This is a genomic window from Nocardia ninae NBRC 108245, assembly GCF_007990755.1.
GTDB classification, from domain to species: Bacteria; Actinomycetota; Actinomycetes; order Mycobacteriales; family Mycobacteriaceae; genus Nocardia; species Nocardia ninae.
This window is the reverse complement of record NZ_BJXA01000007.1, coordinates 18593-38226: the sequence shown is the minus strand read 5'-3', so window position 1 is coordinate 38226 and position 19634 is coordinate 18593. Positions and strand designations below refer to the sequence as shown.

Sequence of the window (19634 nt, the reverse complement as noted above, 5' to 3'; positions counted from 1 at the left end):
CCACTCATTGCTTCTCTGTAACCAGTGTGCGCGGCATACCGAGGGTATCGCTGTACCCCAACCGGGTGTTGCGGTCTGAATCACAGCGGAATGTTGCCGTGCTTCTTCGGGGGCAGAGTTACCATCTTGCGCTCCAGCAACCGCAGCGCCGAGACGATCTGGCCGCGGGTGTGCGAGGGCGGGATGACCGCGTCCACGTAACCGCGCTCGGCCGCGACGTACGGGTTCACCAAGGTGTCCTCGTACTCGTTCTGCAGCTGCAGCCGCAGCGCATCGACGTCTTCGCCGCCGGTCGCGGCCTCTTGCAGCTGCTTGCGGTAGACGAAACCGACGGCGCCCGAGGCACCCATCACGGCGATCTGCGCGGTCGGCCAAGCCAGGTTCACATCGGCACCCATGTGCTTGGAACCCATCACGTCGTAGGCGCCGCCGTAGGCCTTGCGGGTGATGACCGTGATCTTTCCCACAGTCGCCTCGCCGTAGGCGTAGAGCAGCTTCGCGCCGCGCCGGATGATGCCGTTGTACTCCTGGCCAGTGCCGGGCAGGAAGCCGGGCACGTCGACCAGGGTGAGGATCGGAATGTTGAACGCGTCGCAGGTGCGCACGAACCGCGCGGCCTTCTCCGAGGCGTCGATGTCGAGGCAGCCGGCGAACTGGGTGGGCTGGTTGGCCACGATGCCGACGCTGCGGCCGTCGATCCGGCCGAAGCCGACGATGATGTTCATCGCGCGCTCGGCCTGCACCTCGAGGAACTCGTCGTCGTCGAGCAGGCGACGGATCACCTCGTGCATGTCGTAGGGCTGGTTCGGCGAGTCCGGGATGATCGAGTCCAGCTCGCGGTCCTCGTCGGTGAGCGAGTCCTCGATCGCGCCTTCGATCGGGTCGGTGGCCGGGAAGCGCGGCGCCTCGGCGCGGTTGTTGCTCGGCAGGTAGGACAGCAGGTCCTTGACGTAGTCGAGCGCGTCCTGTTCACCGGACGCGACGTAGTGCGCGACACCGGATTTCACCATGTGCGTGTGCGCGCCGCCGAGGTCCTCCATGGTGACGTCCTCGCCGGTGACCGTCTTGATGACGTCGGGGCCGGTGACGAACATCTGGCTGGTCCCGTCGACCATCACCACGAAGTCGGTGAGCGCGGGGGAGTACACGTGCCCGCCCGCGGCCGGACCCATGATCAGCGAGATCTGCGGGATCACGCCGGAGGCCTGGATGTTGCGGTGGAAGATCTCGCCGTAGAGGCCGAGCGAGACGACACCCTCCTGGATGCGCGCGCCCGCGCCCTCGTTGATGCCGACCAGCGGACGGCCGGTCTTGAGCGCGAGATCCATCACCTTGACGATCTTCTCGCCGTAGACCTCGCCGAGGCTGCCGCCGAACACGGTGACGTCCTGGCTGAAGATGCAGATATCGCGGCCGTCGATGGTGCCGTAGCCGGTCACCACGCCGTCGCCGAGCGGCCGGTTCTGGTCCAGACCGAAGTTCACGCTGCGGTGCCGCGCGAGTGCGTCGAGTTCGACGAAGGAACCCTCGTCCAGCAGGGCCAGGATCCGCTCGCGGGCAGTCATCTTGCCCTTGGCGTGCACCTTGTCGACCGCGGCCTCACCCATCGGGTGCTGCGCCTCTTCCAGCCGATTCCGCAGGTCAGCCAGCTTCCCGGCGGTGGTGTGGATGTCGGGGGCGCCCGCCGGATCTTGCGCGGACTGCTGCTGGACACTCGTCATGGCTCCGGAGTGTAACCAGTAGCAGTGCTTCCCACTAACCCAGTAGGGGCTACCGGTGGGTAAAAAAGCGCAGCTAGATCGCCATGTGGTAGCGCGATTCCAGGTGTTTTGGCGCGTTTGCGCCGGTAGAAAATCGGTATCGGCCGCCATGGGTGTCCAGTTAGCCTGGAGGAGTCCAGTTTTCGTGCTCAGGGGGAGGAGCCCAGATATGTGGGAATGGAGCAAGACCGTCGCGGAACACGCGGCCGCGGCGTCATGGACGAGCTGGCACGAGTTCGAGACCGAGCCGACGGTAGTCGACCCGGATTTCCGGACCGAGACGGCGCCCAGCGATGCAGAGGGCGTCGACGGTGCGGCCCGCGCACCGAGTATCGACTACCTGCTCGTCGGTTAGTCGCATACGACCTCGTCGGGCGGACTACCCCGCACCAAGTAGCCTGCCCCTGTGACCAGGTCCCCTTTGGCTGCAGAGCAGTTGCGACGCAGTCTCATCGAATCGCCCGAGCTGTCGTTCTTCCGCCACATCGAGGTGGTGGAGTCGACCGGGTCCACCAACGCGGACCTGATCGCGCGAGCAGGCGAACCGGACGCCGATCGCGCGGTACTCCTTGCAGAGGCGCAGGAGCAAGGGCGTGGCCGACACGCACGCACGTGGGTCAGCCCACCGCGAGCCCAGATCTCGATGTCGCTGCTGGTGCGGCTGCCCGGCATCGAGCCCGCGGTGCTCGGCTGGCTGCCGTTGCTCACCGGCGTCGCCGTGGTGGACGCACTGCGCGCGACGGCCGGTGTCGCCGCGAACCTCAAGTGGCCCAACGATGTGCTGATCGATGGCCGCAAAGTGGCGGGCATCCTGGCTGAGGTCGCGTCGGGCAACGAGGTACCGGCGGTGGTCGTCGGCGTGGGGCTGAACGTCAGCCTCACCGAGGCCGAACTGCCGGTGCCGCATGCCATTTCGCTCACCGTTGCCGGGGCCGAGGTGACCGACCGGACGCTGATCGTGCAGTCGATGCTGACCGAATTCGCCCGCCGCTTCACCGCGTGGCACGACGCCGGTTGGCAGACGGCCGACCTCGCCGCCGCCTACCGCGAGCGATGCGCGACGCTGGGTGCCGAGGTGCGCGCCGAACTTCCCGGTGGCCAGACATTGACCGGCATCGCCACCGACATCGACGACGCGGGCCGACTGTTGATCGGCGACCAGCCGGTCTCCGCGGGCGACGTCACCCACCTGCGCGCCGGCTACTGACGCATCGAAAACCGAACAGCCGCACAAGTTCTGGCCTCCCGCATGCGTATCGCGGTGCGGAAAGCCGGAAGCTGTGCGGCTGTTCGAGTGGTCAGGCAGGCTGCAACGCGGCCTTCGCCGCTTCCCTGGCGAACATGCGGTCGCGCTGCTCCTCGAACTTCAGCACGTCCTGCTCCAGCTTCTCGATGAACACCCCGAGTTCCTCGCGCGCCTGCTCGCCGCGCGGCCCGAAGTCGTTGCGTTCGAAGATGTTCCAGTGCTTGAGCACCGGCGCCACCACGTCCTCGAGATGCTGGCGCAGGTCGTAGATGCCGTGCTTGGCCATCAGCACGCCGTTGCGGCGGAAGTTGGGCATCCCCGCGCCGGGCATGATGAAGTGGGTCAGGATCTTCGTGATCGCCATCATCGCCTGATCGGGCGCCAGGTCGATGCCCGCGCCGCACATGTTGCGGTAGAAGATCATGTGCAGGTTCTCGTCGGCCGCGATGCGCTGCAGCATGCGATCGGCGATCGGGTCGTCACAGACCTTGCCGGTGTTGCGGTGACTGACCCGGGTGGCCAGCTCCTGGAACGTCACGTAGGTAACGCTCTCCAGGAATCCGCCCCAGTTGTCCGGCGCCGAAACGCCATTGGTCATGTGGATCATCCTGGCCTGCTCCAGGGCCACCGGATCGACGCCGCGGGTGACCACCAGGTAGTCGCGGATGGCGATGCCGTGCCGGTTCTCCTCGGCGGTCCAGCGGCCCACCCAGGTGCCCCACGCGCCGTCCTGGGAGAAGTTCTCGGCGATCTCGCGGTGATAGGAGGGCAGGTTGTCCTCGGTGAGCAGGTTGGTGATCATCGCGACCTTGGCGACCTCGCTCAGCTTCGACTGCTCCGGTGCCCAGTCCTGCCCACCCAGCGCGGCGAAGTTACGGCCCTCGTCCCACGGGATGTAGTCGTGCGGGTGCCATTCCCGCGCCAGCGAAAGGTGCCGATTCAGATTCTGTTCGGCCACCGGCTGGAGTTCCGTCAGGATCTCCAGCTGAGTCAGGTCCTTGGTCACACATGCCTCCGAGGTCGTTGTTCGTCGACGTTGTTCGAGCAGAGCTGGTTACGGACAGAGCTACGAGCCAGATCGAGCGGAGAACTCCACAGCTGAGAGCATTGACGCGAGCGAACGCTCGCGGCCGCGCGGGTGCGACACACGCAGGCAGACGATTGTGCAGCACGACCCGGTCCGGTGTCAGGCATTTCGGCATCTTCACGCGGTAGTGTTCCGGCCATGGGGTATCCGGAGGACGTACTCGCGCCGGAAGAGCAGCTGATCCTGCATCGTCATCCGCATTGGAAGATGCTGTTCTGGCCGATCGTGACTTTGATCGTCGCCACCGCGCTCGCCGGTTTCGCCGGGGGGATCGCCTCGCGTAAAGCCGAGGGGACCGCGCGGACGGCGCTGCTGATCGCGGTGCTCGTCATCTGGCTGATCATCATCGTATGGCGTTGTGTCGTACCGGTTCTCAGTTGGAAGACGACGCATTTCATCATCACCGAACGGCGGGTGCTGGTGCGCCAGGGCGTGCTCACGCACACCGGCATCGACATTCCGATGAGCCGCATCTCGAGCGTGCAGTTCCGGCACGGGCTGTTCGACCGGATGCTCGGCACCGGCACGCTGATCATCGAGTCGTCCTCCTCCGAACCGCTCGAGTTCGACGACATCCCGGCGGTGCAGAAGGTGCACGCGCTGCTGTACCACCAGGTCTTCGATGTCGAACAGAGCGACAACGGGCGCGGCGCGCGCTGGGACGAGCGCGGCGACTACCGTTAACCTGGTCAAATGACGGCCGTACTGCTAGCAGAAGACGACGAGGCGATCGCCGCGCCGTTGTCGCGCGCACTGGGGCGCGAGGGGTACTCGGTCACCGTCGAGCGCTTCGGCCCCGCCGTGCTGGAGCGGGCCCTGGAGGGCCATCACGATCTGCTCATCCTCGACCTCGGCCTGCCCGGCATGGACGGGCTCGAGGTCTGCCGCCAGGTGCGGGCCCGCGGCGCCGACCTGGCGGTGCTCATGCTCACCGCGCGCACCGATGAGGTCGATTTCGTGGTCGGGTTGGACGCGGGCGCCGACGATTACGTCGGCAAGCCGTTCCGGCTCGCCGAGCTGCTCGCCCGGGTGCGGGCGTTGTTGCGGCGCAGCGGCATCGGCGACGACACGGTGGAGGTCGGTGGCATCCGGTTGGAGCCCGCCGCGCGCCGGGTGCTGGTGAACGGCATCGAGATCGGCCTGGCGAACAAGGAATACGAGTTGCTGAAGGTGCTGATCGACCGGGCGGGCCAGGTGGTGCCGCGCGAGACGATCCTGCGCGAGGTCTGGGGCGACGCCGAGCTGCGCGGCTCCAAGACGCTGGATATGCACATGTCCTGGCTGCGCCGCAAGATCGGCGACGAGGGGCCGATGGCCGAGCGGCGCATCGTCACGGTGCGCGGTGTCGGGTTCCGGCTGAATACCGACTGACGTGCGGCGCAGAATCCTGCGGTCCATGCTCACCGTGCTGACGCTCACCACGGTGGTGCTCGGGGTGCCGCTGATCTACACGGCCTGGCTGTGGGTGGAGGACATCACCCGCGACGACCTGCAGGGCAAACTGGAGCGGATCGCCGCGGCGATCATCGTCCAGGAACACGGCGACGGCATGGTGCTCGGCGAGCTCGATACCCGCGCCGTGGAGCCGCTGCTACCGCAGGACGGCAAACTCACCATCATCTATCCGGCGCCGCACGACAATGCCTCGCGCGCGGACATCGGCGTGGACCAGGTGACCGACCCCCTGGTCGAATCTCTGTCGATGGGCACCAAGGGCTCGCTGCGCCTGGAGGTGCCCTCGGCGCCGATGCACGCACGGCAGCGCCAGGCCGTCGGGGTGGTGGCGCTGGCGGTGCTGGCCTCGCTCGGCGCGGCGGTCTCGGTCGCGGTGATCACCGCGCGCCGGGTCGCCGATCCGCTGCGCGATGTCGCGGCCAGGGCGGCCCGGCTGGCGATGGGCGATTTCCGGCCGGACCCGCGCAGGCACGGCATATCCGAACTCGACCGGGTCTCCGACGTGCTCGACTCGGCCACCGTCGAGATCGCCGGGCGGCTGCAGCGCGAGCATGCCCTGGTGGCCGACGTCTCGCATCAGCTGCGCAGCCGGCTCACCGCGGTGCGGTTGCGGCTGGACGAGCTGTCCACCCACGCCGATCCCGAGGTGGTGCACGAGGCGGAGGAGGCGATGGCGCAGGTCGATCGGCTCACCGAGGCCATCGACGATCTGGTCCGTGCCTCGCGCGACGAGGACGCCGCCGATCTCGACCCGGTGCCGGTGATGGCGGAGCTGCGCGGCGTCGTCGCCGAGTGGACGCATCCGTTCGCCGAGAAGGGCCGGGCGTTGACCCTCACCGGGGACGAGTCGTTGCTGGCGCCGATCACCGGTTCGCGACTGCGCGAGGCGGTCGCGGTGCTGGTGGACAATGCGTTGATGCACGGCGGCGGAACCTGCACGGTGTCGGTACGGACCGTGCGTCCCGGGGTCGATCGAGATCCGCTGGTGTGTGTGGAGGTCGCCGACGAGGGTGACGGGGTGCGCGACGAACTCGCGCCGCACATCTTCGACCGGGGCTTCTCGGCGGGTGGCTCGACCGGTGTGGGGCTGGCGCTGGCGCGGGCGCTGGTAGAGGCGGACGGCGGGCGGCTCGAGTTGCAGCGGCGCAGGCCCGCGTTGTTCGCGGTGTTCCTCGGTTCGTCGGCGTATCGCACGCAGAACGCCGTGGTTACCGAGCCGCGCTGAGCGGACCGCTCAGTTGCGGCCGAATTCTTCTTCGACCAGGTCTTCGAATTCGGCGGCGATCTCGTTCATCTCGTCGGGGAATACCCAGCGGCGCATTGCCCAGAATCGGAATGCCATCTGCAGCAGGTTGCCGATGACGAAGGCGCTGATGAAGTCCGCGATGTTCTCGACGGTGAAGCTGACATCGGGCTGGCGCAGATCGAAGACGTAACTCGAGATCCACAGCGGAATGAACGCGAGAACCACGCCGACGCCGCTGACTCCGAAGAACAGCAAGGCCTCGTGGTGCCGTTCGCGACCGCCCCGGTTCCGGAACGACCATTCGCGATTCAGGATGTAGGACGCGATAACCGCGATGACACCGGAGATAATCTTCGCGGTGACCGGCTTCTCGGAAAGCACGGTCCATTTCAGGGCATAGAAGATGCCGCTATCGATCACAAAGGTTGTCGCACCGACGATGGCGAACTTGATCAGTTCCCGATGCCGGAGCGCGATCCTTGCGACAGGCCTGGGAAGGACGCTCACCACGTCGTCGACGAATGACACGGGGCCGAGTGTACCGCTAGCCGGTGGTCCCGCTTCGGGTCGTCCAACCGCTGGGGACTACCGCCGGACACCGTTGCGCGGCTCCCGCGCGAGGGCATTTCCGCCGGTTATGACAATATTGTCCGACGTGAGTACCGGCCGGTCCTTTGATCCCTCTGCTATGCCCACCGTCACAATGATCGGCGGTGGCCAGTTGGCGCGCATGACGCATCAGGCGGCCATCGCGCTCGGCCAGCGGCTACGGGTGCTCGCCGAACATCCGGACGACCCGGCCGCCCAGGTCAGCCCCGAGATCGTGTTCGGCAGTCACACCGATCTGGCCGCGCTGCGCAAGGCGGCCGTCGGGTCGCACGCGCTGACCTTCGACCACGAGGGCGTGCCGACCGAGCATCTCGAGGCGCTGGTCGCCGAGGGCGTGAACGTGCAGCCGCCGCCGCGGGCCCTGGTCTTCGCGCAGGACAAGCTGGCCATGCGGGTCAAGCTGTCCGAGCTCGGTCTGCCGGTGCCCGCGTTCGCGCCGGTGACGACCGTCGAGGAGGCGGTGCGGTTCGGCGACGAGCAGGGCTGGCGGATCGTGCTCAAGGCGGTGCGCGGCGGGTACGACGGCCGCGGCGTGTGGATGCCGGAGTCGGCCGACGAGGCCGCGGCGATCGTGGCCGAGCAGCTCGCGCACGGTGTGCAACTGCTCGCTGAGGCGAAAGTGGATCTCAAGCGCGAACTCTCGGCGATGGTGGCGCGTTCGCCGTTCGGGCAGGCCGCGACCTGGCCGGTGGTGCAGACCGTGCAGCGCAACGGACAGTGCGCCGTGGTGATCGCGCCCGCGCCCGACCTCGACGACGACCTGGCCGCCGCCGCGGAGACGCTGGCGCTGAACCTGGCCAGGGAGCTCGGCGTCGTCGGCGCGATGGCGGTGGAGCTGTTCGAAACCCACGACGGCAAGCTGCTGGTGAACGAGCTGGCGATGCGCCCGCACAACTCCGGGCACTGGGGCATGGACGGCGCCCGCACCGGTCAGTTCGAGCAGCACCTGCGCGCGGTCCTGGATTACCCGCTCGGCGACACCAGCCCGCTGGCCCCCGTCACGGTGATGGCCAATATCCTCGGCGCGGCCGAGGCGCCTGCCATGTCGATGGACGAGCGCCTGCACCATCTGTTCGCGCGGATGCCCGACGCCAAGGTGCACATGTACGGCAAGGGCGAACGCCCCGACCGCAAGATCGGGCACATCAACATCCTCGGTGACGACGTCGCCGCGGTGCGGGAAAGGGCTGAGCGCGCGGCACATTGGATGTCGCACGCGGTATGGACCGACGGATGGGATCCGCACGAGTGAGCGTGACGCGCGAATCAATCTGGCAGACAAGCGAAGTGAGGCGCACGCATGAGTAACCCGCAGGTCGGCCTGATCATGGGCAGCGATTCGGACTGGCCGACCATGGAAGCCGCCGCGGAAGCGTTGGCGGAGTTCGGCATTCGCTTCGAGGTCGGCGTCGTCTCGGCGCACCGCACGCCGCAGCGCATGCTCGACTACGCCCGCGAGGCCGCCGACCGCGGTCTGCAGGTCATCATCGCGGGCGCGGGTGGCGCCGCCCACCTCCCCGGCATGGTCGCCTCCGCCACCCCGCTGCCCGTCATCGGTGTGCCCGTCCCGCTCAAGTACCTCGACGGCATGGACTCCCTGCTCTCCATCGTCCAGATGCCCGCAGGCGTCCCGGTGGCCACCGTCTCCATCGGCGGCGCCCGCAACGCAGGCCTGCTCGCGGTCCGCATCCTCGCCGCCCACGACCCGGACCTGCGCGCCCGCATGGTGCAGTTCCAAGCAGGGCTGGAAAAGATGGTCCTCGAAAAAGACCAGGCGCTGCGCACCAAACTCCTGGGCTGACCCGGAAACACCTCGGGTACGTAATTCCGCGTGCTCGGCTCGCTACGGTGAGCGGGTGACTACTGGTGACATCCGCCCGCGCAGCGGGGACGACAACACGCGGTTCCGGTTGACCGTGGTTGATCAGGCGTTGCGGTTGTTCGCGGAGCAGGGGTACGAGGCGACGACGGTCGAGGAGATCGCGGAGGCGGCGGGGATTTCCCGGCGGACGTTCTTCCGGCAGTTCCGCTCGAAAGAGGACGTGATCTTCGCCGATCACGAGTCGCAGCTGGCGCAGGCGGCGCAGTTTCTCGCCGCGAACGGGGGCGATCCGTGGGAGACCGTGTGCGAGGCGGTGGTGCAGGTCTTCGAGCGGTTCACCCAGTGGCGGGAGATCGCGGCGCGGCGGTATCAGGTGGTGCGGCGGGTGCCCGCGCTGCGCGAACGCGAGATCGTGACCGTGTTCCGCTACGAGCGGCTGTTCACCGACTACCTGCGCGATCGGCTGCCCGAGGAGCCTGATCTGGCGCGGGTGCAGTACACCGCCGCGGTGACCGCCACGCACAACTATCTGCTGCGGCGCATGGTGCGCGGCGAGTCGGACGCCGGCGCGGCAGATCTGCGCGTCGAACTGGCCGCGATTCCTCGGGGCGCACGGCGACCCGCCGCCGATGAGCTGGTGGTCGCGGTGTTTCCCCGCGATACCCCACCCCGGCAGGTCGCCGATCTCGTCGCCCGCAAACTCGGTAGTCTCTGATCTAGGTCAGTGCGACCAATCTGACACTGAGTGCCAGGAAGTATCCGCACGTTGCGGCCGTTCCTGGGCGTATACTCCAGAATGGTGTGGCACTGAGTGCCGACGTGTACCGACGACCAGGAGTGAGCCCCATGGCGGGAAACCCCGATTTCGACCTGTTCAAGCTCGAGGACTTCCACGACGAACTGCGTGCGGCCATCCGCGGGCTGGCGGAGAAGGAGATCGCTCCGCACGCCAAGGACGTCGACGGTAACTCCCGCTTCCCCGAGGAGGCACTGACCGCGCTCAACGCGGCGGGCTTCAACGCGGTGCACGTGCCGGAGGCCTACGGCGGCCAGGGCGCCGACTCGGTGGCCACCTGCATCGTGATCGAAGAGGTCGCCCGCGTCTGCGGCTCCTCCTCGCTCATCCCCGCGGTGAACAAGCTCGGCACCATGGGCCTGATCCTCAACGGCTCCGAAGAACTCAAGCAAAAGGTGTTGCCGGACATCGTCAACGGCGAGATGGCCTCCTACGCGCTGTCCGAGCGCGAGGCCGGTTCCGACGCCGCGGGCATGCGCACCCGCGCGAAGCAAGAGGGCGACGACTGGATCCTCAACGGCTCCAAGTGCTGGATCACCAACGGCGGCAAGTCTTCCTGGTACACCGTCATGGCGGTGACCGATGCGGACAAGGGCGCCAACGGTATTTCGGCGTTCCTGGTGCACAAGGACGACGAGGGTTTCGTGGTCGGCCCGCTCGAGCACAAGCTCGGCATCAAGGGATCGCCTACGGCGGAACTGTATTTCGAGAACTGCCGAGTGCCGGGTGACCGCATCGTCGGCGAGCCGGGCACCGGTTTCAAGACCGCGCTGCAGACCCTCGACCACACCCGCCCGACCATCGGCGCGCAGGCCGTCGGCCTCGCGCAGGGCGCGCTCGACGCGGCCATCGCCTACACCAAGGACCGCAAGCAGTTCGGCAAGGCGATCGCCGACTTCCAGAACACCCAGTTCATGCTCGCCGACATGGCGATGAAGATCGAGGCCGCCCGCCTCATGGTCTACACCTCGGCGGCGCGCGCCGAGCGTGGCGAGAAGAACCTCGGTTTCATCTCCGCCGCCGCGAAGTGTTTCGCCTCCGATGTCGCAATGGAGGTGACCACCAACGCCGTGCAGCTGTTCGGTGGCGCGGGCTACACCACCGATTTCCCGGTGGAGCGGATGATGCGCGATGCGAAGATTACGCAGATCTACGAGGGCACCAACCAGATTCAGCGTCTGGTCATGTCGCGCGCGTTGCTGCGCTGACCTACAAAAGCTCCGTGAACGGGTGGTCCGAGGTTTTGCCTCGGGTCACCCGTTTCGCGTGATCAGGCGATCAGGTCCGCGTATTCGCGGTGGTCGGCGATGTATTTCTCGACGTACCAGCAGGTGGGGATGACGGAATAGCCGTTGTCGCGCGAATCTTTCAGCGCGTATTCGACCACTTGAGCGGCGACACCGCGACCGCGGAATTCGGGGAAGGTCATCGTGTGGTGGAAATCGCGGACCTTCGGGTCGTCACGCTGGGCGTAGTCGGCGTAGCCGGCCAGGGTGTCGTCGAGATAGATCTCGAAACGAGTATCGGCGACATTGTGCTCGAGCCTGGTGGTCATGATCTTGTCGAACTCCTTCGCGGCCGGAAATGTTCCATGGACTAGAGAATTGCGCCTGGATTGAGAATGCCGTGCGGGTCGAGCGCGTCCTTGATGCGGTGGGTCAGGGCCATCACGTCCGCGCCGAGCTGGTCGGGCAGCCACGCCTTTTTCAGCCGCCCGACGCCGTGCTCGCCGGTAATGGTGCCGCCGAGCGCGATCGCCAGATCCATGATCTCGCCGAACGCGCGATGCGCGCGCTCGGTCATGGCGGCGTCGGCCGGATCGTGCACGATCAGCGGGTGGGTGTTGCCGTCCCCGGCATGCGCGATCACCGACACCATCACGTCGTTGCGCGCGGCGATCTCGGCGACACCGGTCACCAGGTCGCCGAGCCGGGGCAGCGGCACTCCGACATCCTCGAGCAGCAGCGTGCCCAGCTTCTCCACCGCCGGGATGGCGAAACGCCGTGCCGCGGTGAAGGCTTCGCCTTCCTCAGGATCTTCGGTGTGGAAGACCTCGGCCGCACCAGCTTTTTCGCACGCGGTGACCATGAGCTCGGCTTCCCGCTTCGCGAACTCGCCCGGCGCGTCCGAGCGGGCGACCAGCAGGCCCGCGGCGCTGCGATCCAACCCCATCCGCAGCTCGTCCTCGACCGCGTTGATGGAGACCGAATCCATGAATTCCAGCATGGCGGGCCGTAATTCGGCGGTGATCGCGAGGATCGCGTCGATGGCGGCGGTCAAGGTCGCGAAGGTCGCGACCACGGTGGTCTGCGGTGGCTGCGCGGGCAGCAGCCGCAGCGTCAGTTCGGTGATGACGCCGAGAGTGCCTTCGCTGCCGACGAACAGCTTGGTCAGCGACAGCCCGGCCGAATCCTTCAGCCGCGGCCCGCCGAGCCGCACGACGGTGCCGTCGGCGAGCACGACCTCCATGCCGAGCACGTAATCGGTTGTCACGCCGTACTTCACGCAGCACAGCCCGCCCGCGTTGGTCGCGGCGTTGCCGCCGATCGAGCAGATCTCGAACGACGAGGGGTCGGGTGGATACCAGAGCCCGTGCTCGGCGACCGCGCGCTTCACCTCGGCGTTCAACAGTCCGGGCTGCACCACCGCGGTCCGGGTAACCGGGTCGACGGTGATCGTCCGCATCCGCTCGGTACTCAGCACGAGGCCGCCGTCGACCGCCGTGGCGCCGCCGGACAGGCCGGAGCCCGCGCCACGCGGCACCACCGGCACCTTGTGCGCATGCGCCCAGCGCAGCGTCGCGGCGACATCGTCGGTGCTGGTAGCGCGCACCACGGCGAGCGGCGTGCCCGCGTCGGGATCGCGGGCCCAGTCCTGCCGGTAACTGCCGAGCAGGTCTGGATCGGTGACTACGGCACCGTCGGGAAGCGCGTCGATCAGGTCATGCAGGTCCACAGCACCACGCTAGCGGGCGCGGGCGGCCGGACCGAGCACCTGGCGGGTTTGCCGTTTGATCATCTGACGGACATCTGCCGCTGGCAGGCTGGCCGCGTGCACGAGCTGGCGAGAACCACCGACACCCTCGCGGACCGGTTCACCCGATGGTGTGAAGCGGTGGTCGCGCGTTTGCCGTGGGGTCTGAACAGTCTTGTCCCCGCCACTTTCCTCGGTTTCGCGCTGATCAACAGCTTCACCTTCGCCGTCGACCTGGTGCTGCTCACCATCTTTCACGGCTGGTGGGGCCTGCCGGTGTGGCTGTCGGTCACTATCGCCTACGTGTGCGCGTTCGGGCTCAGCTTCGTGCTCAACCGCACCTTCAACTTCCATTCGCACGCGCCGGTCGGCAGGCAGGCCGCCGTGTACGGCGTGGTCGTCGCGATCAACTACGTCGCCTTCATCCTCGGTGTCGGCAGCGGCCTCACCGCGCTTGGTCTGGAATATCACCTGGCCAGACTGCTGGCCGGGGGGTGCGAGGCCGTCTACATGTACAGCGCGATGCGCTGGGTCGTGTTCCGCCGCGACCCGAAAGCCGACCTTGCACCTCACGCCACGTGAGGTCCTAGCGTCGTAGGTGTGGCGAACACCAACGGATACGTCAAGGTCGGCGAGCTGGCCACGGTCACCGGACTGACCGTGCGCACCCTGCACTACTACGACGAGATCGGGCTGCTCTCGCCGTCCGGGCGCAGCGGTGCCGGGCACCGGCTGTACTCGAACGACGACGTGCAGCGGCTGTACCGGATCGGCCTGCTGCGCAATCTCGGCCTGCGCTTGGACGAGGTGGCCGCCGCCCTCGACGATCCCGCCTGGGATCTGGCGGGGGTGATGCTGCGCCACGTCGCCGAGCTGGACCGCAGGCTCGCCGTCGGGCATCGGCTGCGTCAGCGCCTCACCACCATGGTCGCCACGCTCACCGACCACCGCAGCCTCGAAACACGGGAGCTGCTGGAGACATTGGAGGACATGGCCATGCTCGACACCAAGATTCAGCGCCGCATCCCGACGCTCGTCTACCGCGATATCGCCGCCGCGCACGAGTACCTGACCACCGTGTTCGGCATGGAACCCGGCCGGCTCAGCCGGGGCGAGGACGGCACCGTGCACCACGCGGAGGTCACCGCGGGCGACGGCGTGATCTGGTTGCACGCGGTCTCCGAGCAGTTCAATCTGCAGTCGCCGCTCACCGTCGGCGCGTGCACCGAGGGCATGTCGATCGTGGTCGAGGACGTGGACGCGCATTTCCGGCACGCCAAGGCCGCGGGCGCCGAAATCCTCTACGAGCCCACCGATCAGTTCTACGGCTACCGCGACTACAGCGCGCGCGACCTCGAGCAGCGGCTGTGGTCGTTCATGACCCCGCTCGACTGATCAGCACGTCGGTGCGCTCGCCGTCGACGACGATCGCGTCATCGTCGGTGAGCGCCCAGTGCGGGATGCCTTCCGCGCGATAGAACTCCGCGAGCAGGTCGCACTGGCCGTCCGGGTCGGTAGGGGAGTCGATGTGCGGCACGATCCGGCGTCCGACCAAACCCAGTCCGTCCCAGAGCGGTTCGATGCCGCACGTCGATATCACCTCGGCGGGATCGTCCGCGGACTCCAGCCCGTGCAGATCAGGGGTCATCACGCAGGCACCCGCGCTGTACCCCGCATACACCAGCGCGTCCGCTGCGAGCAGCCGGGGCAGCACGAGATCGGCGCCGCTGCGGGCGAATTGGGCACGCAGCACGAAGGTGTTGCCGCCGCGCACCCAGATCATCGGGAACGCGGCCAGCGTCCGCTCCAATTCCTCGGGGCGGCCGACGAAGTCACGCAGGTCGACGGTCTCGGGCTGGTAGCCCAGCTTGCGCAGCGGCACCGCATCACTGGTCACCGCCGCCTCCCACGCGTCCGGCCAGGCGTCACAGGCGTTGGGAATCAACGCGACTCGCCCCGGCTCGCCGACCAGCGCGGCGAGCCGATCGTAGTGCGCCCCGAACCGATAGCTGGACAGGAAGAGTCGCATCTCAGATGGTGAAGGCGAGGTTGTGCACCAGCCGCTGTCCGAGCTCCGTGTCGCCGGTGACGGTGATCGCGTCGAGGTGCTCGTCCGCGCTGGTGCGCCCGCCGCCGAGCCGGACGAAAACCTCGGAGGGCAGCGCGATCTCGACCGTGGCGGGCTCATCGAACGCGTCCACGTAGCCCGCACGACCCGCCACCTGGATGTGCAGCGTTCGGGCCAGCGATCCGGTCAGCGTGAACGTGATCCGCGAACCCTCCGGCGCGCCACCCTTTTTCACCACGACGCGCGGCACACTGCCGAGGAACTCGGTGAACGCCGGCTCGCCGCGTCGCCCGCCCTCGTCGACCCGCACGCCGAGCGCGTCGGCGATATCGAGTTCGTGCATCCAGCAGTCGAACAGCCGCACCCGCATGAACCGGCCGTAGCTGACCTGCCCGATCGGCGACTGGGTCTGCGCCTGCCACTCCTGCTCGCCCATGGCGGCCAGGGCCTTGCGCCTGCGGTCGGCGACCTCGCGGAACTCGGCCAGCAGCCGACTGCCGGACAGCGGTCGTAGCCGGTCCACCCAGATCTCGTTGAGCACGCCGGTCTCGTTGCGGATGTGCGGCAGCGTGCGCACATCGGTCTTCACCGTGGTCGGGTCGTGCGGCGGCGGCCGCTCGCCGAGCAGCCACGACTCGGTGCCGACCACATGGGCGACCACATCGAACACGCTCCAACCCGGCAGCGATGTCGGTGTGCGCCATTGGGTTTCGTCGAGGTCGGTGACCAGCGCGGCGATAGCGTCCCACTGTTCGGACAGCCGGGCGGTCAGCTCGGTCCGGTCCAGGGTCGGGTCGGTCATTCCTGCGCTCCTTCTTCCGGGCGTTCCATCCCCAGTTTTCCATTGCGGCCCGGCTTTTCGTCGCGCTCCAGCGCCGCGATCCCCGCCTGGATGGCGGCCGCGGTGGACTCCGCATCGTGCGGGCGCCGCAGCACCACCCCGGCGGCGAAGCGGAACTTGTCGCCGTGCTTGCGCGGGATCACGTGCAGATGCACGTGCGCGACGGTCTGAAAAGCGGCGGTACCGTCGTTGAGCAGCAGGTTCGCGCCGTCGGCGGCGAGGGTGCTTCGCCGCACGGCCAGCGCGAGCCGGTGCCCGGCGCGGAACACGTAGGCGCCCAGCTCGGCGTCGAGATCCTCCAGCTCGGCGGCGTGCTGCTTCGGCACCACCAGCATGTGGCCGCGGGCAATGGGCCGGATATCGAGGAAGGCGCAGAGGGTGTCGTCTTCGTACACCTTCGTTGCCGGAGCCTCGCCTGCCACGATGCGGCAGAAGACGCAGTCGTTCACAACGCTGGACCTTACGGCGTACGAGCGGTGTGGAACACCCCAGCGCGCGAATCGCCCATGACGCGCGTCACTCTGCGCGCCCGCGACCACGCCCTGACCTGCTGCCGAACCCCCGGGTAAGTAATGGACCTGCGGGTTCGCTCTTGTCGCGATCACCTGAAGCGACAACCATCAGAACCGGCGCTCATCCGATCAGCCGAACGCGCGGGAGGTGACCACGTTTGTCCGCAGCACATTCGACAATCCGGCAAACCGGCAGAATCCGGCATGATCTTGTGACGGGCGTCTCAGCGGGTTGCACAAAGCGCCGGGTACAGTTGCGAGGATTTGGGCGACCTTACTCTGAAGTAACATCGTCCGGCCGTCCATCTGATGCCTGAAGCTCAGCACGAGAAGGAACTGACATAGTGGAGACAACGCAGAGCGTAGGCGCCGAGTCGCCACGCGGCGCGCGTGTCGGAGTCGTTCGCGAGTCCAACGCGGGCGAACGACGTGTCGCATTGGTGCCGAAGATCATTCCGTCCCTGCTGAAGCAGGGTGTGCAGGTGGTGGTCGAGTCCGGTGCCGGGCTCGGCGCGCTCATTCCCGACAGCGCCTACGAAGCGGCAGGCGCGACGATCGGCGATCCGTGGTCGGCCGAGGTGGTCGTCAAGGTCGCCCCGCCCAGCGACGCCGAGGTGGCCAAGCTGTCCGACGGCCAGACCCTGATCGGCTTCCTGGCCCCGCGCAACGCGGAGAACCAGATCGGCAAGCTGAAAACCGCCGGCGTGCAAGCCTTCGCGGTGGAGGCGATCCCGCGCATCTCGCGCGCCCAGGTGATGGACGCGCTGTCGTCCCAGGCCAACGTCGCGGGCTACAAGGCCGTACTGCTCGCGGCGTCGGAGTCGACCCGCTTCTTCCCGATGCTCACCACCGCGGCGGGCACCGTGAAGCCGGCGACAGTGCTGGTGCTGGGCGTCGGTGTGGCCGGTCTGCAGGCGCTGGCCACCGCCAAACGTCTTGGCGGCCGCACCACCGGTTACGACGTGCGCCCCGAGGTCGCCGATCAGGTGCGTTCGGTCGGTGCGCAGTGGCTCGACCTCGGCATCGACGCCGCCGGTGAGGGCGGGTACGCCCGCGAGCTCACCGACGAGGAGAAGGCCAAGCAGCAGCAGGCGTTGGAAGACGCGATCAAGGGCTTCGACGTGGTGATCACCACCGCGTTGGTGCCGGGGCGTCCCGCGCCGCGACTGGTCACCGCCGCCGCGGTCGAGGGCATGAAGCCCGGCAGCGTGATCGTCGACCTGGCGGGGGAGACCGGCGGCAACTGCGAGCTCACCGAACCCGGCGAGGTCGTGGTCAAGCACGAGGTCACCATCGCCTCGCCGTTGAACCTGCCCGCCACCATGCCCGAGCACGCCTCCGAGCTGTACTCGAAGAACATTTCGGCACTGCTGGAACTGATGCTGGTCGACGGGAAGCTCGCGCCCGACTTCAGTGATCAGGTCCTCGCGGATTCCTGCGTCACACGTGAGGTGGAAGCCTGATGTACACCGAATTGCTTGCGAACATCGCGATCCTGGTGCTTTCCGGGTTCGTCGGTTTCGCCGTTATCTCCAAGGTTCCGAACACCCTGCACACTCCACTCATGTCGGGTACCAACGCCATTCACGGCATCGTCGTGCTCGGCGCGCTGGTCACCCTCGGTAACGTGCAGGATCCGTCGATCCTGACCCAGATCATCCTGTTCGTCGCCGTCGTCTTCGGAACCCTGAACGTCATCGGTGGTTTCGTGGTGACCGACCGCATGCTCGGGATGTTCAAGGGCAAAAAAGCAGCCCCGGTGAAGGCGGAGAAGTGATGCATACCTTCGACAATGTGACCTACCTGGTCAACGGGCTCTACATCATCGCCTTCGGCATGTTCATCTACGGCCTGATGGGCCTGACCGGGCCGAAGACCGCGGTGCGCGGCAACCTGATCGCCGCGGTCGGCATGTTCATCGCCGTCGTCGCGACCCTGATCTCGGTGCGGCACACCAGCAACTGGATTCTGATCATCGCCGGTCTGGTGGTCGGTATCGCCCTCGGCGTGCCGCCTGCCAAGTTCACCAAGATGACCGCCATGCCGCAGCTGGTCGCCGCGTTCAACGGCGTCGGCGGTGGCACGGTCGCGCTCATCGCGTGGTCGGAATTCATCAACAGCCAAGGGTTTTCGCACTTCGACGAAGAGCCCACCGTGCACATCGTGGTCGGCTCACTGTTCGCCGCGATCATCGGCTCGATCTCGTTCTGGGGCTCGCTGATCGCGTTCGGCAAGCTGCAGGAGATCCTGCCCGGTCGCCCGATCGGACTCGGCAAGCTGCAGCAGCCGCTGAACCTGCTGCTGCTCATCGGCGCCGTCGCGGCCGCCGTGGTGATCGGCATCGGCGCCACCAATGATGGTGTCTCCCAACTGTGGATGATCGCGGTGCTCGTGCTGGCCGGTGTGCTCGGCCTCGCGGTCGTGCTGCCGATCGGCGGAGCGGACATGCCCGTGGTCATCTCGCTGCTCAACGCGCTCACCGGATTGTCGGCCGCCGCAGCGGGTTTGGCGCTGAACAACACCGCGATGATCGTGGCGGGCATGATCGTCGGCGCGTCCGGCACCATCCTCACCAACCTGATGGCCAAGGCGATGAACCGGTCCATCCCGGCCATCGTGGCGGGCGGATTCGGTGGCGGCGGAACAGCTCCCGGTGCCGGCGGCGACGGCGAGGCCAAGCAGGCCAAGGCCACCTCGGCCGCGGACGCCGCGATCCAGATGGCCTACGCCAACCAGGTCATCGTGGTGCCGGGCTACGGCATGGCCGTCGCGCAGGCCCAGCACGCGGTCAAGGAAATGGCGGCGCTGCTCGAAGCCAAGGGCGTCGAGGTCAAATACGCCATCCACCCGGTCGCGGGTCGCATGCCCGGCCACATGAACGTGCTCCTGGCCGAGGCCGAGGTCTCCTACGACGCGCTCAAGGAGATGGACGACATCAACGGTGAGTTCTCCCGCACCGACGTCGCCCTGGTCATCGGCGCCAACGACGTCACCAACCCGGCCGCCCGCGAGGACGCCAGCAGCCCCATCTACGGCATGCCGGTGCTCAACGTCGACCAGGCCAAGAGCGTCATCGTGCTCAAGCGCTCGATGAACTCCGGCTTCGCGGGCATCGACAATCCGCTCTTCTACGCCGACCACACCTCCATGCTGTTCGGCGACGCGAAGAAGTCCGTCGGTGCGGTCACCGAGGAGCTGAAAGCGCTGTAAGACCGGCGG

21 protein-coding genes and 1 pseudogene are annotated in these 19634 nt (G+C 67.4%); 14 read left to right on the top strand and 8 right to left on the bottom strand.

From position 1 onward, the window contains the following. Positions 1 to 80: 80 nt before the first annotated feature. Entirely contained in the window at positions 81 to 1721 is a 1641-nt protein-coding gene (locus NN4_RS07700) for an acyl-CoA carboxylase subunit beta (RefSeq protein ID WP_147129268.1), read from the bottom strand. Between the two features lie 208 nt (positions 1722 to 1929). Here NN4_RS07700 and NN4_RS07695 point away from each other — a divergent pair, with 208 nt between their 5' ends. Both NN4_RS07695 and NN4_RS07690 read left to right on the top strand, forming a co-directional pair. Beyond that, the gene (locus tag NN4_RS07695; RefSeq protein ID WP_147129267.1) at positions 1930 to 2115 is read left to right on the top strand and encodes a hypothetical protein; all 186 of its coding nucleotides are present in this window, start codon (positions 1930 to 1932) and stop codon (positions 2113 to 2115) included. A gap of 51 nt (positions 2116 to 2166) precedes the next feature. After that, entirely contained in the window at positions 2167 to 2967 is an 801-nt protein-coding gene (locus NN4_RS07690; protein ID WP_246180764.1) for a biotin--[acetyl-CoA-carboxylase] ligase, read from the top strand. 91 nt (positions 2968 to 3058) lie between these two features. Here the strand turns inward: NN4_RS07690 and NN4_RS07685 are convergent, their stop codons facing one another. After that, positions 3059 to 4012, bottom strand: a complete 954-nt coding sequence (locus tag NN4_RS07685) for an acyl-ACP desaturase (RefSeq protein ID WP_135235004.1) — start codon at positions 4010 to 4012, stop codon at positions 3059 to 3061. A gap of 219 nt (positions 4013 to 4231) precedes the next feature. Here NN4_RS07685 and NN4_RS07680 point away from each other — a divergent pair, with 219 nt between their 5' ends. The 3 genes from NN4_RS07680 to NN4_RS07670 are packed head-to-tail and all read left to right on the top strand — an operon-like array spanning position 4232 to position 6773. Continuing rightward, entirely contained in the window at positions 4232 to 4777 is a 546-nt protein-coding gene (locus NN4_RS07680; RefSeq protein ID WP_147129266.1) for a PH domain-containing protein, read from the top strand. A gap of 9 nt (positions 4778 to 4786) precedes the next feature. Further along, positions 4787 to 5464 (top strand): response regulator transcription factor, encoded by a 678-nt coding sequence (locus NN4_RS07675; RefSeq protein ID WP_135235006.1) that lies wholly within the window; start codon positions 4787 to 4789, stop codon positions 5462 to 5464. A gap of 1 nt (position 5465) precedes the next feature. Continuing rightward, positions 5466 to 6773, top strand: a complete 1308-nt coding sequence (locus NN4_RS07670) for a sensor histidine kinase (protein ID WP_147129265.1) — start codon at positions 5466 to 5468, stop codon at positions 6771 to 6773. A gap of 24 nt (positions 6774 to 6797) precedes the next feature. On the opposite strand, the pseudogene NN4_RS07665 reads toward NN4_RS07670, so the two are convergent. Then, positions 6798 to 7322, bottom strand: a pseudogene (locus NN4_RS07665) (GtrA family protein); the annotation flags it as partial. A gap of 109 nt (positions 7323 to 7431) precedes the next feature. On the opposite strand from NN4_RS07665, the gene NN4_RS07660 reads away from it, so the two are divergent. The 4 genes from NN4_RS07660 (at position 7432) to NN4_RS07645 (ending at position 11229) form a co-directional block, all read left to right on the top strand. Continuing rightward, positions 7432 to 8655 (top strand): 5-(carboxyamino)imidazole ribonucleotide synthase, encoded by a 1224-nt coding sequence (locus tag NN4_RS07660; RefSeq protein ID WP_147129263.1) that lies wholly within the window; start codon positions 7432 to 7434, stop codon positions 8653 to 8655. 48 nt (positions 8656 to 8703) lie between these two features. Then, the gene (gene purE / locus NN4_RS07655) at positions 8704 to 9204 is read left to right on the top strand and encodes a 5-(carboxyamino)imidazole ribonucleotide mutase (RefSeq protein ID WP_135235009.1); all 501 of its coding nucleotides are present in this window, start codon (positions 8704 to 8706) and stop codon (positions 9202 to 9204) included. Positions 9205 to 9259: 55 nt separating this feature from the next. After that, positions 9260 to 9940, top strand: coding sequence for a TetR family transcriptional regulator (locus NN4_RS07650; protein WP_135235010.1), 681 nt, complete (start codon positions 9260 to 9262; stop codon positions 9938 to 9940). A 131-nt stretch (positions 9941 to 10071) separates the two neighbouring features. Then, the gene (locus NN4_RS07645) at positions 10072 to 11229 is read left to right on the top strand and encodes an acyl-CoA dehydrogenase (protein ID WP_135235011.1); all 1158 of its coding nucleotides are present in this window, start codon (positions 10072 to 10074) and stop codon (positions 11227 to 11229) included. Between the two features lie 62 nt (positions 11230 to 11291). On the opposite strand, the gene NN4_RS07640 is transcribed toward NN4_RS07645, so the two are convergent. Both NN4_RS07640 and NN4_RS07635 read right to left on the bottom strand, forming a co-directional pair. Further along, positions 11292 to 11576 carry a GNAT family N-acetyltransferase gene (locus NN4_RS07640; protein WP_147129262.1) on the bottom strand — a complete coding sequence of 95 codons (285 nt, stop codon included), beginning with the start codon at positions 11574 to 11576 and terminating at the stop codon, positions 11292 to 11294. Between the two features lie 41 nt (positions 11577 to 11617). Next, the gene (locus NN4_RS07635) at positions 11618 to 12976 is read right to left on the bottom strand and encodes an FAD-binding oxidoreductase (RefSeq protein WP_147129261.1); all 1359 of its coding nucleotides are present in this window, start codon (positions 12974 to 12976) and stop codon (positions 11618 to 11620) included. On the opposite strand from NN4_RS07635, the gene NN4_RS07630 reads away from it, so the two are divergent. Both NN4_RS07630 and NN4_RS07625 read left to right on the top strand, forming a co-directional pair. Continuing rightward, positions 12965 to 13576 carry a GtrA family protein gene (locus tag NN4_RS07630; RefSeq protein WP_147129260.1) on the top strand — a complete coding sequence of 204 codons (612 nt, stop codon included), beginning with the start codon at positions 12965 to 12967 and terminating at the stop codon, positions 13574 to 13576. The two genes, NN4_RS07635 and NN4_RS07630, sit on opposite strands and share 12 nt — an antisense overlap. Positions 13577 to 13594: 18 nt before the next feature. Beyond that, a complete protein-coding gene (locus tag NN4_RS07625) occupies positions 13595 to 14389 on the top strand; it encodes a MerR family transcriptional regulator (RefSeq protein ID WP_147129259.1) in 795 nt (264 codons plus the stop codon). Here the strand turns inward: NN4_RS07625 and NN4_RS07620 are convergent. From NN4_RS07620 to NN4_RS07610, 3 genes are read right to left on the bottom strand one after another with little or no spacing between them, the layout of a single operon-like run. Continuing rightward, positions 14370 to 15023, bottom strand: a complete 654-nt coding sequence (locus tag NN4_RS07620) for a Type 1 glutamine amidotransferase-like domain-containing protein (protein ID WP_147129258.1) — start codon at positions 15021 to 15023, stop codon at positions 14370 to 14372. The two genes, NN4_RS07625 and NN4_RS07620, sit on opposite strands and share 20 nt — an antisense overlap. A 1-nt stretch (position 15024) precedes the next feature. Further along, the gene (locus tag NN4_RS07615) at positions 15025 to 15864 is read right to left on the bottom strand and encodes a maleylpyruvate isomerase family mycothiol-dependent enzyme (protein WP_147129257.1); all 840 of its coding nucleotides are present in this window, start codon (positions 15862 to 15864) and stop codon (positions 15025 to 15027) included. Continuing rightward, entirely contained in the window at positions 15861 to 16352 is a 492-nt protein-coding gene (locus NN4_RS07610; protein WP_107654391.1) for an HIT family protein, read from the bottom strand. Before NN4_RS07610 ends, NN4_RS07615 begins: the two co-directional genes overlap by 4 nt. A 407-nt stretch (positions 16353 to 16759) precedes the next feature. On the opposite strand from NN4_RS07610, the gene NN4_RS07605 reads away from it, so the two are divergent. Genes NN4_RS07605 through NN4_RS07595 form a run of 3 tightly spaced genes read left to right on the top strand, consistent with a single transcriptional unit; the run spans position 16760 to position 19625 of the window. Then, positions 16760 to 17878, top strand: a complete 1119-nt coding sequence (locus tag NN4_RS07605) for a Re/Si-specific NAD(P)(+) transhydrogenase subunit alpha (protein ID WP_147129256.1) — start codon at positions 16760 to 16762, stop codon at positions 17876 to 17878. Further along, positions 17878 to 18192, top strand: coding sequence for an NAD(P) transhydrogenase subunit alpha part 2 (locus NN4_RS07600; RefSeq protein WP_107654393.1), 315 nt, complete (start codon positions 17878 to 17880; stop codon positions 18190 to 18192). The genes NN4_RS07605 and NN4_RS07600 overlap by 1 nt, the downstream gene beginning before the upstream one ends. Positions 18193 to 18209: 17 nt before the next feature. Beyond that, positions 18210 to 19625, top strand: a complete 1416-nt coding sequence (locus tag NN4_RS07595) for an NAD(P)(+) transhydrogenase (Re/Si-specific) subunit beta (RefSeq protein WP_147129372.1) — start codon at positions 18210 to 18212, stop codon at positions 19623 to 19625. The last annotated feature ends 9 nt before the right edge of the window (positions 19626 to 19634 follow it).